This is a genomic window from Paenibacillus sp. AK002 (genome assembly GCF_053903045.1).
In genome coordinates, this window is sequence record NZ_CP096377.1 from 5,243,407 (window position 1) to 5,259,448 (window position 16,042).

The 16,042-nt window shown below is 53.3% G+C and carries 10 protein-coding genes and 1 other annotated feature; all 10 genes read right to left on the reverse strand.

The features are described from left to right. Positions 1 to 26: 26 nt before the first annotated feature. The 10 genes from M1D70_RS23420 to M1D70_RS23465 all read right to left on the reverse strand — a co-directional run bounded on the left by M1D70_RS23420 (position 27) and on the right by M1D70_RS23465 (position 15,945). The gene (locus tag M1D70_RS23420; RefSeq protein WP_456288102.1) at positions 27 to 656 is read right to left on the reverse strand and encodes an SRPBCC family protein; all 630 of its coding nucleotides are present in this window, start codon (positions 654 to 656) and stop codon (positions 27 to 29) included. A gap of 77 nt (positions 657 to 733) precedes the next feature. After that, entirely contained in the window at positions 734 to 1,702 is a 969-nt protein-coding gene (locus tag M1D70_RS23425) for a helix-turn-helix transcriptional regulator (RefSeq protein WP_456290490.1), read from the reverse strand. 349 nt (positions 1,703 to 2,051) lie between these two features. After that, positions 2,052 to 2,972, reverse strand: coding sequence for an NAD(P)-dependent alcohol dehydrogenase (locus M1D70_RS23430; protein WP_456288103.1), 921 nt, complete (start codon positions 2,970 to 2,972; stop codon positions 2,052 to 2,054). A gap of 112 nt (positions 2,973 to 3,084) precedes the next feature. Further along, positions 3,085 to 5,793, reverse strand: coding sequence for a LuxR C-terminal-related transcriptional regulator (locus M1D70_RS23435; RefSeq protein ID WP_456288104.1), 2,709 nt, complete (start codon positions 5,791 to 5,793; stop codon positions 3,085 to 3,087). Positions 5,794 to 6,210: 417 nt separating this feature from the next. Beyond that, the gene (locus tag M1D70_RS23440) at positions 6,211 to 7,311 is read right to left on the reverse strand and encodes an NAD(P)H-dependent flavin oxidoreductase (RefSeq protein WP_456288105.1); all 1,101 of its coding nucleotides are present in this window, start codon (positions 7,309 to 7,311) and stop codon (positions 6,211 to 6,213) included. Between the two features lie 297 nt (positions 7,312 to 7,608). Then, positions 7,609 to 8,868 carry a tyrosine--tRNA ligase gene (gene tyrS, locus M1D70_RS23445; protein ID WP_009591882.1) on the reverse strand — a complete coding sequence of 420 codons (1,260 nt, stop codon included), beginning with the start codon at positions 8,866 to 8,868 and terminating at the stop codon, positions 7,609 to 7,611. A gap of 91 nt (positions 8,869 to 8,959) precedes the next feature. After that, positions 8,960 to 9,192, reverse strand: a binding site (T-box leader). A 117-nt stretch (positions 9,193 to 9,309) separates the two neighbouring features. Further along, entirely contained in the window at positions 9,310 to 10,125 is an 816-nt protein-coding gene (gene tetB(58), locus M1D70_RS23450; RefSeq protein WP_456288106.1) for a tetracycline efflux ABC transporter Tet(58) subunit B, read from the reverse strand. Continuing rightward, on the reverse strand, positions 10,122 to 11,153 hold the full coding sequence (gene tetA(58) / locus M1D70_RS23455; RefSeq protein WP_456288107.1) for a tetracycline efflux ABC transporter Tet(58) subunit A: 1,032 nt from the start codon (positions 11,151 to 11,153) through the stop codon (positions 10,122 to 10,124). Before tetA(58) ends, tetB(58) begins: the two co-directional genes overlap by 4 nt. 232 nt (positions 11,154 to 11,385) lie before the next feature. Continuing rightward, on the reverse strand, positions 11,386 to 14,517 hold the full coding sequence (locus M1D70_RS23460; protein WP_456288108.1) for an S-layer homology domain-containing protein: 3,132 nt from the start codon (positions 14,515 to 14,517) through the stop codon (positions 11,386 to 11,388). Positions 14,518 to 14,997: 480 nt separating this feature from the next. After that, positions 14,998 to 15,945, reverse strand: a complete 948-nt coding sequence (locus M1D70_RS23465; RefSeq protein ID WP_009591885.1) for an ArsR/SmtB family transcription factor — start codon at positions 15,943 to 15,945, stop codon at positions 14,998 to 15,000. Between the last annotated feature and the right edge of the window lie 97 nt (positions 15,946 to 16,042).

The following is a 16,042-nucleotide window of genomic DNA, read 5'->3' on the forward strand; positions in this document are numbered from 1 at the left end:
TATCTGAGAAAGCGAACAACGGAACCTCAGTCCTCAAACCTCACTACGGTCTGCGCCTCCACCTGATGCTGGATCTCAATCAGCGTCTCATCCCAAAAACGCCTCATGATCTCTCGCACATAAACGTCATCCAGCATCTCCTGATGGATCGCGATGGTCGTGTTTCCCGTTTTCGTGGACAGCACATAAATTTGCAGCCGGGACGGGTTGTCCCACTCCTTACGTTTCCACGTCAGGCGCAGCTTATGGTAAGGGACGACCACCGTAATTTTGCCGGACACGCCTTCCTTCGACTCATATTCCTGCCCGACCCGCAGCTCCAAAGAAGGAACAGCTCCGATCCATAATGACAGTCCCTCTGGAGACGTGAGGAAATCCCACAAGCTCTCCTTCGTCACGGCCATCGTTTTCCTGATCCCGATCTGAACCCCGGCATCTTTCGTAACGCCGACAGGCACCCGGCCCATCAGCTGTTCGTACATCGTGGCGATCCATTCGCCCCACTCCCCGGATACCTGATGCTGCTCAACAATGTGGTTTCTGATCTGCTCATGGGACCAGAGCGGGTCCACTTCCTGCCCAAGGGCTACGACCCATGCTTCCCACGAACGTTCCGTTGCCTTTATCACTTCTTGTTTAAAAACGGAGCCTGCCATCTCGCTCTCCTCCTGATACGATCTGATGGAGTTCATTATATAACACAAACACTGACAAAGAAGGTCAGTGTTTATCATCAGCTTTGATAATATTTGAATAACGATTCGGCAATATCGGCCAAACCTGATTTCAGCTCCTCGGGCCCGACGATGCGAATCTTACCGCCGAAGGATAGAAGATAGTAGGCAACTTGCGTATACAACGTAGACTCATCCAGTCTAAACACCGCCTCCTCCGCCGTACGTTCGACGAGCGCGTGGCCGAGCAGCCAATGCCCGCATAAATCGTCCAAAGCTTGGGGGATGCCTTGGATATGCACGGAAACCAAATGGGGATTGGATTTGGAGCCTTGCTCCGTCAACAGGCTGTCCAATAAAAATTCACGTGGGGAAAATGTCGCCGGACGGTCAAACACGACGTCGGTAGGCCGGATTTGGCCCATGCGATCGACACGGAAGGAGCGAATTTCACCGCGCAGATGGCAATAGCCAACTGCATACCATTTGCTTTTCCAGTGAACGAGCCCATAGGGATCTAAAGTCCGTGTCTGCTTAACGCCATCATAGCCTGTTTTGTAATCGATCTCGAGACTGGTTTGCCGGTCGATCCCGGTTTGGATCTCATGCAGCATGGAGGTAAGCCCGGAAGCTGCGGGCGGATGAATGGCCTCGATGCTGTTCTCATGTCGCTCCAAACGCTTCAACTGCTCCGGATTCGTATATCGTTTGATTTTGAATATGGCCCGATTCAGCGGCTCTTCGGATGGATACCCCGCTTCCCGTGCGAATGCGGCTGCATGAAGAAGCGCCTTTTGCTCATCGGCATCAAAAAACAAGGGCTCCAGCTTGATATGATCCGGAATGGAGTACCCTCCGTCGCGTCCTATCTCCGAAATGACAGGCACTCCCGAAATGCATAGGGCATCGATATTCCGGTAAATCGTTCGGATGTGAACGCCCAGTTCCTCTGATAGCTGTTTTGCCGAAATTCTCTTGCGCGATTTCAGCAGCCAAAGAATTGCCAGCATATTATCCGCCTTGGACATCGTGTGCAGCCGTCCTTCCCTTGGAATTCCTTCGTTTGTCGTTTGTTCCATTATATCTCACTTCCTTAGAAGGTTTGGAGATATTCTTCCTGCTGCGCTCTGACGTTGTCCAGCGCCCCCATTTACAATGAGAAAAGCCGACCCGCTGTAGGATCGGTCTGATTTTGTACATCGTGCTCACTACTCCCGCGCGCACGGTGCGTGTTCAGGGGCATGCTTGGATGGCTGTCGACTAGATGTAACGGAAAGATGATGCCCTGCTTCATCAGCTGCCATGCTCATGCACTGGGAATTCCTCATTCATCTGCTGTCACACTCATGCGCATCGTGAATGACAACTTTTCTTTCCTCAATGTTCATGCCCCACCGTGATGACAACACTGCCCCTCTTACGCCCTGTATCCGCGTATCGGTGTGCCTCGGCGATTTGCTCCAATGCATACTTTCTATCGATGACCGGTTTGATCTTCCCTTTCCCGAGCAGATCCGTAAGCCGTCTCAAATCCTCCATCAGCACCTTGGCTACTCCCTGCCCTTCTACCGTTACATAACTCCCGCCCGCGGCAAGCAAATGCTTGCAACGGGATTTCGGCAGTTTGCCGACCGCGTCCAGGATGATGTCGTACCGCTCCCCGCTTTTCGAAATATCCTCTTGGGTATAATCCACGACTTGGTCGGCTCCGAGCGACTTCACCAGCTCTACATTCACGGTGCTGCAAACGCCGGTAACCACGGCCCCCGCATGTTTGGCAAGCTGTACGGCTAAATTTCCCACCGCGCCGGATGCACCATAGATCAGAACCTTGTGCCCCTGCCGGATGTTCGCTTTTCTAAAAAAATGCAGGGCCGTCGTCCCTCCGAAAAAGATCGCGGCCGCATCGTCATAAGTCACGTGCTCCGGCTTCATTACGATCATCCCGTCTTCGTGCATGCAGATGTACTGCGCATAAGTGCCAAATCGCATTCCCCTGAATGCCAGAACCTGATCGCCGATCTTGAACCGTGTAACATCCTGGCCTATCGCTTCCACTTCCCCCGCCAGCTCCACCCCGAGTATCGATTGTCTCGGCTTCCTCAGGCCCAGCACCAATCGCATGGGGATTTTATACAATAGAGGACTGCGAAATCCCCGCACGCGGCAATCCCCCGAATTGACGGTAGTGGCATGAATTTTGATCCGAACTTCGTGATCCTTAGGAATAGGCTTCGCTACCTCTTGGAGCTGTAAAACTTCCGGTGATCCGTAAGCGGTGCATACCATTGCTTTCATGGGTTTCCTCCAAACCTGCTTTTGCAATCAGTATATCTGCCGCAACGCACCGGGATATAGATACTTTAGTATGGTTTTCGAATGAAATGCGGTATTCAAACCGGACTGTCACCTACAGCAAGCCCAACTCGCGTGCACGCGCAACAGCTTCGGTACGGCGGGTAGCCTGGAGTTTATCGAATATGATCCGGTTATGCCCTTTGACGGTACTGAGCGCAACAAAAAGCTTTTCGCTGATCTGACGATTGGACAGTCCTTGGGCAATGAGACGCAGCACCTCCAATTCCCGCCTGCTCAGCGGCTCGATCAGAGACTCCGCAAGCTGAAGCTGGCTTGGAGAGGACTTGCCCGCGCTTTCCAGTCCTTCAATCTCACAAGCATGCAGCAGCTTCTCCAGATAATCATGCATCGGTTGGATGCCGTTTGCCTCTCGTATCGGTTGGCTGGCAGATGCTGCTCTGAGCAGCTCCTGCATCGGAGGCCCTTCATCGACGAATAACCGAATAAAACCGCCGGGCTCGGCCATCGCCACAGCATTTGCGGCGATCCGGGCAGCTTTCAGCCTATCGCCCTGGGCATGCAGAGCCAGGGCCAGCACGACCATGACCTTGAGCTGCTCGTCGGCCCATTCCTTAGCTTCCATCTGCGCGCGCAAGGGTTCGATGATCGTCAGGGCGGCCCCCGCATCCCCTTTAGCCAACAAAACCCTGGCCTGGCTGAGACGGAGCCCATGCTCCTGCGCCAGCTGGGAGGCTTCATTGAAATTTCCTTGTTGAAGCAGGACAAGGACCTGCGCTTCGGCAATGAAGGGGAGCTGATTCATGAACTGCTGCTGACGGGCGAGGCAATCCGCCTTAGCTAACATGGCGGCTGCTTCACTCACTTCTCCACGCAATAGCTTCAGCTTCGCGAGAAACACCTCGCATGCCACGGCTCTGTCGGTTTGTTCAAACTGCGCGGCTAATTGAAGGGCCTTCCGCCCATGCCGTTCAGCGGCATCGAGGTCGTTCCACTCACGGCAGATTCGGGCCAAGCCCAAATGCGCTTCGCATGCAGCCGGAGGCGGAGGGTCACCCGCCAACTCCAGAACGCTTCGATAGGTCACGGCGGCTGCATATAATTGATTATCCGCTTCCTGAAGAAGTCCGAGTCCGAGCGTTGCCATCATGGCGATCATGAAATGTCCGATCTTCTGACTGATGGCAACGGCCTCCTCATAGGCCCGGCCTGCCGCGGCACGATCGCCCCGGAGCTGGTAAGCGTATCCCAGCGTCCACATCGAGGCCGTGCGGACAGGCAGATTATGCGGACTTAGATATTCCAAGGCCCGTCGCGATTCCGTCATAATGACTTCCGGCTGATGCTTGCTGACGGCAAGCGTCGCACGTATGGAGGCAATATGTCCTATGAGATCCCGGGTAATGCCGTCATCCTCGGCTGGCAAATGAACCTCGGCGGCTTGAAGTTTGCGTTCGACACCGCTCATTTGGCCGACCATCAGCAGAGCGGAGGCATGCATGACATAAAGCGCGGGCCTTGCGTCCAATTCTGCCTTCGGCAGGGAATCCAGCCAATCGAGCATAGGGTGGATCGCTCCACGGAAGATCAGGGGCATCCCCTCCCCTTCAATCAGACGCGCGGCGCGATCCACGTCCTGGGCAGCAGCCGCATGCTGGAAAGCCTCCAGCCGAAAGTCATGACGATCATGCCAGTCGCTGGCACGCCGATGCAGTTCGGTCACGATCCTCTTCCCGTCTTCGGCATCGTTGCCTTTTCGGGACAGGCGTTGCCGCAGCGCATCCGAGAACAAATGATGATACCGGTACCAGCGCCGCTCGTTATCTAGCGGAACGATGAACAGATTGGCGCGCTCCAGGTACTCCAGGGTTTCTTGTCCGGAAACGGCGGCCGTCGGGGAATCACCGTCCTCCCTATGCAAAACGTACTCGCACAAGGAACCGCACAGCCGGTCGAGAATGGAAGTGCGCAGCAAAAAATCCTGCACGCTCTCAGGCTGCCGCTCCAGCACTTCTTCAATCAAATAGTCCAGTACGTAGCGGTGGCTGCCGCTGAAGGATCGTATAAAGCCCGCAGCGTCTGGATGGCCCTGCAAGGACAGCGCCGCTAACTGCAGGCCGGCGATCCAGCCTTCCGTACGGGATGCAACAAGCGCTGCATCCTCCCCGGACAGGTCCAGCCCCATCACATGCCACATGAATTCGGAGGTTTCAGTGGAAGTGAACCGCAAATCCGGTGTCCGTACTTCCGTCAGCTGGTTCCTTGCACGGAGCCGGGCCACGGGCAGATCGGGATCCTTGCGGCTGGCGATAACCACATGCATCTGCGGCGGCATGTGCTCAATGAGAAAGCCAAGAGCGCGGTCTATCGGTTTGGAATCAAGGACGTGGTAATCATCAAGCACAAGGATGACACGGTCCGGTTTGGCCGTGATTTGATTCAGCATGGCCATAACGATGGCTTCGTTTGGCAGAGGATGCGGTGAGGGAGCCTGGAGTGTACTCACCATCCTCTCTCCGACATCAACCCCGATGGTTTGCAGGGCAGCCAAGAGGTAAGCAAAAAATCTGGATGGCTCACGATCCTCCTTTTCCAAGGACAGCCAGGCAACGGGCTGCGGACAGTCCCCGATCCATTGGCTGAGCAGCGTGGTTTTGCCGCTCCCGGCAGAGGCGGAAATCGTGGTCAGCTTCCGGTGCAGACGCAGCCCCTCGTTCAAACGTTCGATCAGCCTGGGACGAAGGACAGCCTGGGACCGTGGAGAAGGAATGTATAATTTCGTGGACAAAATCGTCGTGGACATCATAACCCCCGTTATGCCGTCATTGCAGCAGTTTTCAACTTATTGTTTACTATGTTTAAGTGTTCGACGGATGCAGGGTTTTCCCTCTTATGCGCTACCTCCGCTCGCTGCAGTCGAACCAGAAGCATGATTGGAAGGGTTGGGCATACGATGAAAGATTTTATAAGGGCTTTAACAAGAGTCCGATCCAAAAGCGAGGTGATGGGTGTTGCGCCGGAACAACGTAATGCAGCGATTCCGACTGAACGGTCGAAGTGTCGAAATTAGTGAGAAGGTTTTATATGATGATTAAGCCATCCTTCAAGTTTGGCGGAGATGCTTACGGTTTCTGACAAAAGGCAGGCAGGCCACCCAAAGGTTCTTCCTTAGGCGGCCTGCTGCATGATGAATTTCTTAAGTTTTGACGCATAACCTCTCTCAGCTCTCATCGACGGAGTTGCGATATGGACAAATCAACAGCGCTTCTTGGATCGTCTCGGCTACGATATCTGCTGCCGGTTGCCCCGAAGTGAGCCCTCTTGTGCCTTGCCCTGCCCATAAGGACATATATTCCGGATTGCTTTGGCGATTGGCGGCATTTCGTATGTCGCGGGTCACCGTATTCTGCGTAGGAAAAGGCAGCGGCTCTAAGCCGCTTGCATCCCATTGCTTAATGAAAGCATTGCGGATGCCTCTCGCCGGCCGCCCCGAGAACGCTTTGGTAATGACCGTGCTCTCTTCCGTGCTGCAAAGCAGCGCTTGCTGGTAAACCTCATGCGCACCCGATTCGGCCGCCGTCAGAAACCGCGTCCCCATCTGAACGGCTTGGGCGCCAAGAACAAGCGAGGCCACGAGTCCGCGTCCATCCATGACGCCCCCGGCGGCAATGACGGGAATCTTGACCCGGTCCACGATCTGCGGCACCAAAGCAAACGTTCCGATTTGGGCCCCCATCGGGTGCTCCGAAATATCAAACGTGCCCCGATGTCCCCCCGCTTCGCTGCCTTGGGCAACGACGGCATCGCAGCCTGCTTGCTCGGCCAGGATAGCTTCGCGCACCGTGGTTGCCATCGCAACCACAAGCAGCTTAGCTTCTTTCGCTTGCCGCATGAGGGGCTCATCCGGAATACCGAATGCCGTGCTGATAACGGGCACCTTCTCTTCGAGCAGAACCGCGAATTGCTGCTCAAACCAATCGGGCGTTGTTACGTGATCCGATCCCGCATGGGGAATGCCAAGGTCGCCGCGCATCCGGTTTAACTCCTGTTGAACATCTTCGATTCGCTCCTGGCGATCCGAGGCCCGGGACGCAAAAAGGTTGACGGCAAAAGGCTTATCCGTCCGCTTGCGGATTTCCTGGATGCTATGGCGAATGGCGGCCGGCTCCATATAAGCCGCACCCAGCGTGCCGAGCCCGCCTGCGTTGGATACGGCGGCGACCAGCTCAACGGTTGTCGGCCCCCCGGCCATTCCAGCCAGTATAAGCGGATAACGGATGCCAAACCGATCGCACAGCTCGGTCTGCAGTTGAATGTTCATGCTATAATCAACCTCCTTTAACGCTACAGATATTATCCTATTAAAAGAGAGAAACTTTCAAATAAAAGAATAACGACAATCAGCGTACCCTCTCGAAGACAGACCGCATACAGCATTTTTTTGTCGAGATCAGGAGAGTAAGCCTTCGAAGTTTTTTCTCATCTCTAATATAAAGGCCAACCAGAAGATTCTGGCTAACCTGATCATACGAAAAGCCGCTAAGCACATGAACAGTGTTTAGCGGCTTTTGCGGGTGCGTTCGTCCGGGGAGACCCCTTTTCCCTGATGGTTACCCTTCTAGGACATTTTCACCAAACTATAGTTTTTCTTGCCCTTGCGAATGATGATAAACCGGCCGCCAATCGCCTGGTCGGCTGTCACCTCGTGGCCCAAATCGCTGACGCGCTCGCCGTTCATCGAGATCGCGCCTTTGGTGATATCCTCGCGGGCTTGCCGCTTGGAAGGCTCGATGCCCAGATCCACGAGCCAGTCCACGATATTCTTCGTTTCCGGTGTCGCTTCAAATGTCGGCATCTCCTTGAAGCCCTGCTCGATCTCATCGGCCGTGAGCGATTTAATATCGCCGCTGAACAGAGCCGCCGTGATGCGCTTGGCCTGCTCCAGCATCTCCTCGCCGTGCACGAATCTCGTCATTTCCTCGGCCAGCGTTTTTTGCGCTTCGCGTTTATGCGGCTCGCTCTGCACCTTTTCGGCCAGCTCGTCAATTTGCTCCTTGGTCAGGAAGGTGAAGTATTTCAAGTATTTGACGACGTCGCGGTCGTCGGTGTTCGCCCAGAACTGGTAGAACTCGAACGGCGTCGTTTTGTTCGGGTCAAGCCAGATCGCGCCACCGGCCGTTTTGCCGAACTTCGTGCCGTCGGCCTTCAGCATGAGCGGTATGGTCAGGCCAAAGGCTTTGGCTTCGGGTCCTTCCTTCTTCCGGATCAAATCCAGTCCGCTTGTAATGTTGCCCCATTGGTCCGATCCGCCGATTTGCAGCTGCACGTCCTCATGCTGGTACAGATGCAGGTAATCGACCGACTGCAGGATTTGGTATGAGAATTCCGTAAACGAAATCCCGCTGTCAAGCCGGCTAGCAACCACGTCCTTCGCCAGCATCGAGTTGATGCTGAAGTTCTTCCCGTAATCGCGCAGGAATTCGATAATGTTGATCTTATGCGTCCAGTCGTAGTTGTTGACCATGCGGATTTGATTGTCGCCCTCCGTCACGAAGAGCTTTTTCATTTGTCCTGTCAGCGCGTCCACGTTAGCTTGAACCTGCTCCAGCGTCTGCAGGGAGCGCTCGGTTTGACGTCCGCTTGGATCCCCGATGGTGCCGGTTGCGCCCCCGATCAGAATGACCGGACGATGGCCGGCAAGCTGGAAGCGTTTGAGCATGATGAAGGGAATCAGGTGACCGATATGCATGCTGTCGCCCGTAGGATCCACGCCGCAATACAGCGAAATCGACTTTTCATTCGTAAGCTCCCGGAGGCCTTCGGCATCCGTCTGTTGGTTGATCGCATCGCGCCATTCCAGTTCGTCGATAATATTCACAGCGTTAACACTCCTTCAATACATAATTTTTCCTTATAACGAAACGCCCATCTGTTGAAAAAACAAAAAATCGCCCCTTGTCTGTTACAGACATAGGGACGATTAATAACCGTGTTACCACCCAGATTGCACGAATGGTCTGCAACGCTTGCCGCGCGCCATTCATGCCGCTCATTAGACGAGGTATCGTTCGCCGTTTCCGCTCGGCATTACCCGAGATACTCCAGAGTGTAATTCGCTGCGTTGGTATGTACCGGGTTCCATCGCCCCCCGGCTTTCTAGAACAGGGACCAAGCTGCTACTGGGCTCTTTCAACGTATGTCGCTTATAAGATTACAGACAGTATAGTGAATTAATAAATCGATGTCAACTCCGTTTTGGACGGACGTCCCGCTTCCCCCGGCAGCATGGGTGATTACCGCCGGAGGTGCCCCTAGAATATCAGGTGCGGCGCATGTATGCACGAACCGTGATCGGAGCAAAGATCGCCACGATGATTGCGGCGCCGACCAAGGATATCGTCAGATCCCAGCCCACGGTTCCGGAGTTCGTCAGATTCCGGACAGCCGTCACCAGATGCGATATCGGGTTGATGTTCACGAACCACTGCAGCCAGCCCGGCATCGTATCTACCGGCACGAACGCGTTGGAGAGAAACGTGAGCGGAAACAGCACGATCATCGATATCCCCTGCACGCCGGAGGCGGATCTTGCAATCACGCCGAAGAACGCGAATATCCAGCTGATGGCCCATGAGCATACAATGACGATCAGCGCGGCAAGAGCAACGTAACCTAAGCCTCCGCCGGGGCGGTAACCCATGACGTATCCCATCGAAAAGGTAAGCACCGTTGCAATGGTATAACGAACGGTATCTGCCAGCAGGGCGCCTGCAAGCGGAGCAATGCGCGCAATCGGCAGCGACTTGAATCGGTCGAATACGCCTTTATCCATATCCTCGCGCAGCTGCACGCCTGTGACGACGGAGGTCGTAATCACGGTTTGAACGAGGATGCCGGGAATGATGACCGGCAAATAACTGGCCACGTCGCCGGAGATGGCGCCGCCAAAAATATAGGTGAACATCAGCGTGAAAATAATGGGCTGGAACGTAACGTCAAACAACTGCTCGGGCGTGCGCCGGAGCTTCAGCAGACCCCGGTAGGCCATCGTCAACGAGTTTCGAACCGTCTGACCGAAACTCGTGCGGTTCTTAAGCCGACGTTCCGTCCCTGATTTCATGATCGTGCTGCTCATACTCTTGTCACCTCTCTATCGTTGGATTCATTAGACGATAGGGCATCGTCTTCCTTCACGCCGTGGTCGGTGATCGTCAGGAACACCTCATCCAGGGTCGGCTTCTGCACGCTCATCTCGGACAAGCCGATGCCTGCCGTACGCAGCTCAATCAACAGGTCTGTAACAAGACCCGCATTAGCCATCGGCGCCGTTATCTTTCCGGCTTCCGGCGATATGTTAGCATGAACGCCTAGCACCTGTTCCACGGTGTGGCGGGCGCGGCCCATATCCACTGCATCCTGGACGGTCAAGTGCAGCGAGGAAGTCCCCACCGACATCTTCAGTTCATCCGCCGTCCCCTCGGCTACGACCCGTCCGTAATCGATGACCGCAATGCGGTCTGCCAGTTGATCCGCCTCTTCCAGGTACTGCGTGGTCAGCAGCACCGTTGAGCCGGTTTTCACCAATCGGCGGATCGTATCCCACATCTGGGAACGCGTCCTGGGATCCAGCCCCGTCGTCGGTTCATCCAGGAAGATGAGCGGCGGCTGGGCAATGAGGCTAGCCGCCAGATCCAATCTTCTCCGCATGCCGCCGGAGAAATGTTTGAGCGGCCGTTTGGCGGCTTCCGACAACCCGAATTCCTCAAGCAGCTCACCCGCCTTCCGCCGTGCCTCCGTGCGTCCCAGCCCTAACAAGCGGGAGAAGATGATCAGATTCTCCGTAGCGCTGAGCGATTCATCCACCGAGGCATATTGGCCGGTCACCCCGATCAACTGACGGACAATCTGCGATTCCGTCAGCACATCGTGCCCGAAGATTCGGGCCGAACCCGCATCCGGCTTTAACAAGGTGGCCAGCATTCGGATGGTCGTCGTCTTGCCTGCGCCGTTCGGTCCCAACACGCCATAAATCGTGCCGGCGCGCACGTTCAGATCCACGCCGTCCACGGCGCGGTTATCGCCGAAGGTTTTGACCAGACCGTACGCCTCAACGGCCAAGTCACCAGGGGTTGGCTCTAATTTCTTTTTGTATCCATGCTCCATTATGATTTCCTCCTCTTCGCTAATGGATGATGTTTGAATCGTATCACCGCTATTTAAACGGAATGTAAACCGGGAGAAGAATAGGCTGTCTGCAACAAACTTTTGCGGAGTGTATGGATTTCTTCAAACCCGATTCACGACAGGCGGGCTTGTTGGTTTGAATCGCGGACAATAAAAAAACCCGGTTCAACGCTCTTCGCGCGATCCGGGTATTAATAAATTCTGCATGATCTCAATGTCCTTTGCTTGCAGCGGCCGTCTGTTCATCCAACTCGCCCGAGTTTATGACACGGCCGTCTCGTACGGGCCTTTTCAATTCCATAGCTCGGAGGAGAAGGACCACGGCCTCAGCACGGGTTACTTTTTTCTTAGGAAGAAAACTGCCATCTGGATAGCCTGTCATGACTCCCTGCTCCGACATTGCCGCCGTCGCTTCACGGGCCCATGAGGAAACGCTATCCTGATCCATAAATGCCGGTGCTCCTTCCGCTGCGGATAATCCCGCCCATCGCATGACCATCACGGCCATCTGCTCACGTGTAATCGGATCATTCACTCCGAAGTACGTTGCCGTATATCCCTCGATGATCCCGTAGGCTTGGGCTGTCGCAATCATATCTTGTGCCCAATGGCCATCTGAATCGGGGAAAACATGTCCGCTTCTCTCCTCCATGTTGAGGGAACGAACGAGCAGGGATACAAATTCCGCTCTGCTAATGGGACGTTCAGGTTTAAAGGAGCCGTCCAAATAACCACTAATTACGCCGATTCGAGCCACCTGGTTAATCATGTCCTTAGCCCAATGGCCATCAATATCGGTGAAATCTCTCTCAGGGTTGACATCGACTTCTTTTTTAACCGTTGTAGCGATCACCGCAAATTTGGCCAAATGATCGATTGACCCGGTCACGGTCCTCTGGTCCCAATCCACTTTGATGTTCTTTAGTTCGATCCATTCGCTCGTTTTTTCGTCCAGCCAATAAAGACTCACGGCATCCTCTTCATGGTTGATGGCATCGGTTCCAAATTGCAGGTTGAGGGTGACCTCTTTGTGAAAAGCTCCAGTCCAATTCTTCGTAATTTCGATCACTTGGCCGACAAACCGATCGGTTTCAGTTAATGGTAGCCCGCTAGTGTCCTGGATAACCTTAAAGTTGAGACAAAACCCCGCGTTCCAAGCACTCTTCGGTATAATGATCCTACCATTAGGAAATGGAATCGTTTTTCCTTTCGTTCCGTTTACGCATGTGTTGTCCGGCAGTTCATCTGTCCCGCCGCTCACCCAGGAGCCGTTACTTCCGCTTGAACCTCCATCCCCGCTTTTTTCAAGAACGGTGACATGAACAACTGCATGTAATTGGTCCGGGTTGATAACGCCCTCCGGCAACTCCAAGGAGCCCTTGAATATGTAGTCACCTGCTTGCAGTCCATTATACGCCGGTTCTTCATGGTCCCAAATCACATTTGCCTTGGCAGTACCGCCATGACTTAATCTAACCTCTACCTGCTCAGGAAGAGTAATGGAGGATTTTGGGGTACCGTGGCTTACCCGGATAGCTGGAATATCGTTCACCTTGACGATAAAGCTTTGCCCCACCGTTACATGGATCGTTGTCTTCATACCATCCGGATTGGCCATATCTTCCGTTAAATTCACCAAACTGCCCGTGAAGACATAGATGCCTGGGATTGCAGCCTGATAAGGATGATTCTCATCTGCCGAGCTCCATTCCACCTCAGCGGATTTCCTCAATTGACCCGGGCTCAACGTCACTTGGACCGTATCCGGCAGGCCTATTTCATCGACGGGCGTTCCGTTAGCGACAGTTAACGCATCAGGCTCCATGACGCCTGTGATAGTATACGGATGAACAGTTACTTCAATCTGGGTGGTTTCGCCGTGCAACGAGATGCTAATCACCGCTTTCCCTGGAGCTTTCGCTGTAACCTGTCCCTCTTGACCAACATCAACAATAGATTCCCCCTCACTGACAGCATAATCAGCGTTGTTCGTTGCAATAAACGACGACTGTTTTTGATGATTAGCGGTCACTACCATTTGAGTACTGTCCCCAACATCCAATGCTTGGGAATCCATCGTGACAACTGTTCTTTCAAACGGATTCTCCCATTGAAGAAACGGCAGCGTCTGCCCGTTATAGAGGTACCAGGTATCCTCAAAATCCCAATGATCATATATCTCGTAATGCTTCATTTCGTCCCCGGGCACCGGCGTTCCGATCCCGTTATCAGGAAGGGCCGAATTATATGCACTCGTATTCCAATAGGATGAATCCACCGAGCCATGGTTGATCCCAACCAGCCCCCCGATACCGTAGCCTGCTCCTGATATGGTTCCGGAAAAGTAAGTGTCGCTAATCATGCCGCTATCCAAATTAACGCCAACCAAACCGCCGGAGAACTGTCGTCCATTCACGGTTCCCGTGGCATATGATGAATGAATCCGGCCGTCGTTGCGTCCTGCAAGGCTTCCAACGTTATCATCTCCAGAGACTTGCGCCGAAGCATAGGATCTGCTCATTTCACCGTCATTTTCTCCTGTCAGACCACCGACGCCGACTAAACCTGATACCGTCCCTGAAAAAGAGGAGCCGTCAATCAGGCCGTAGTTCATTCCTGCCAAACCGCCGGAATAATGGGATCCTTCTACAGCTCCCGTCACATACACTCCTCGGATCGTGCCGTAGCTAATTCCAGCAGCCCCGCCTGAACTTCCGTGATAATAACTTCCTACGCCTACCCTCACGTCTTCAAGAATGACATTTTCAATAATTCCGCTGTCACCGACAAAACCAAACAAACCCAAGGGGCTCCAATAATGAGCACCTATCCCCAATCCGGTAATGCGATGCCCCTGCCCGTCGAATGTCCCACTGAATCTGGCCGAATCAATCCCGATCGGTTCCCAGCCACCTACCAAAGCAAAGCCTGACAGATCAATATCATGAGTCAAAAGGTAATGGGCCTCAAGGTTATTCCGGACAGCGTCCAGCTGCTCTGCTGTCTCGATTAAGTAGGGAAACTCCAGTGAGCCGTCTCCGCCTGCAAATATGCCGAATGCCCGGATATCGTCTTCCTTTGCTTGCTTGGCGCCATCATCCGGCACAGACACCTCCTCTTCCTTTCCGGCTGAGAGAGATTCGTCAGATCCGTCCTCTTCCTCCTTCACGACTTCTCCTTCATTAGAAGGCAGAGTCACATTTCCATAACCTTCGGTTAAAGTTACCGGACCTACGGGACCTTCTGCCGATACTTCATTGACAGGCGGCATACCGAACCAAATCAGTACTGCCGTCAATACGAAAACCAAAAAGCTATGCTTCCGTTGTCGATTGTTGTTCATCTTGTTCTTTCCTCCCCAGAGACGAACGGGACTAATTACGTGTTTCATGAACTCCACCCTATTGTAAAAAATTCAGAAGGACATGTATGTTCGGGTGTGTTTACGAGACACTGTCAGCCATTTTCCATCTCAGTATGATTAAACAGGCTTTTCACTTGCAGATGCTGAGGAGCTTTGATCCAATAACTAGTGTAATATATTAAAAAATTGGCGATGTTTCATTTTTGTCTCAAATTTTAAGCAGGAGCATGCCTGACCATGGAGCCCGGATTGCTCGGTCACAACTCCATAATGGGCTGCTTCAATCCGAAAATGTTGGAACAGTTTCCTGTTATAGCAGCTAAACATGTCAGAGAATGAATGGCGAGCGGGTGTGAAATGAACCTTATTCGAGGAGCAAATAAAAAAATGACAGTGCAGAAAAAACTCTGCACTGCCATTTATGAATTGCTCGGTGACAACTGACCCTGCGGCCATTAATCAAAGCTCTTCCTCATCCTGATCCATCGTATATTTCACCTGCATGATGATATTCTGTTCGTGATCGCCAAACTGGCGGCCGAACAGATTCAACCCTCCCTGATTCACGGCATCGGGTTTGATGCCGATGCGCAGCCGCAGTTTGGGGCTTGCAGTAATATTCAACTGATCCAAAGTAACGCTCGATATCTTCTCCATATCCAGCGTTGTTTTCTCATCATCCACGCGCCATATTTTGAGAAACCCGTATTGCGTTGCCCAATCGTACCACCAGTTCGGGTTCAGCTTGCCGCGGCGATCCCCGAAATCGCCGGGGCTTGTCCACATGCCGATCTCCACGCCATTGACCCACACCGAAATATTCGAAGGCCAATTATGATCATAATTGGGGGCCTCGGAGCACATCTCCATGGATAGTTCCAGCGATTCGATTCGTGCTCCGGCCGGAATATCCATCGGCATCAAGTATTCGAGGTATCCCTTGCGAAGCCAGATGATCTGGGCATTCACGTGCTTAGGATGGTAAAAGCTCGCCGGTTCGTCTTCCTTAATGATGTACCCGTCCGCATTGGCCATTCCGCAGGTAGGCGCCACTTCGCAATCGCTGTAATGGCCGATCGGCATATCGACTTCATAGACATGCGTGACTCCTTTAGGAACCGAATTCTTCAAATTCAACGCAATATGGATATCATCATAATTCCGGCTGCACACCTTCATGGCTCCACGCGAAGCCGGGAGCAATTCCGTATTGATTAACTCGGCCGCTTCCAGCACTTTGATGTTGCTCGCCACCGTCGAAACGGGAAGTTTGAGTTTCTCGGCGATTTCGATGATATTCAGGTTCTTGGAATTCAAGAGCCTCAGAATATCCACCCGAGAACGCGTTGACAAGGCATGAGCTACCGTGACCAGTCTTTCCGGGTCGTTAAAACCAAGTTCCAGCACAAATCCGCTCTCCTTTAAACATATTCATTACCTTTCATCTTATCTCTTAATGAAATGAAAAACAATCATGCTTGCAAGGGCTTACAACCGCGATTTC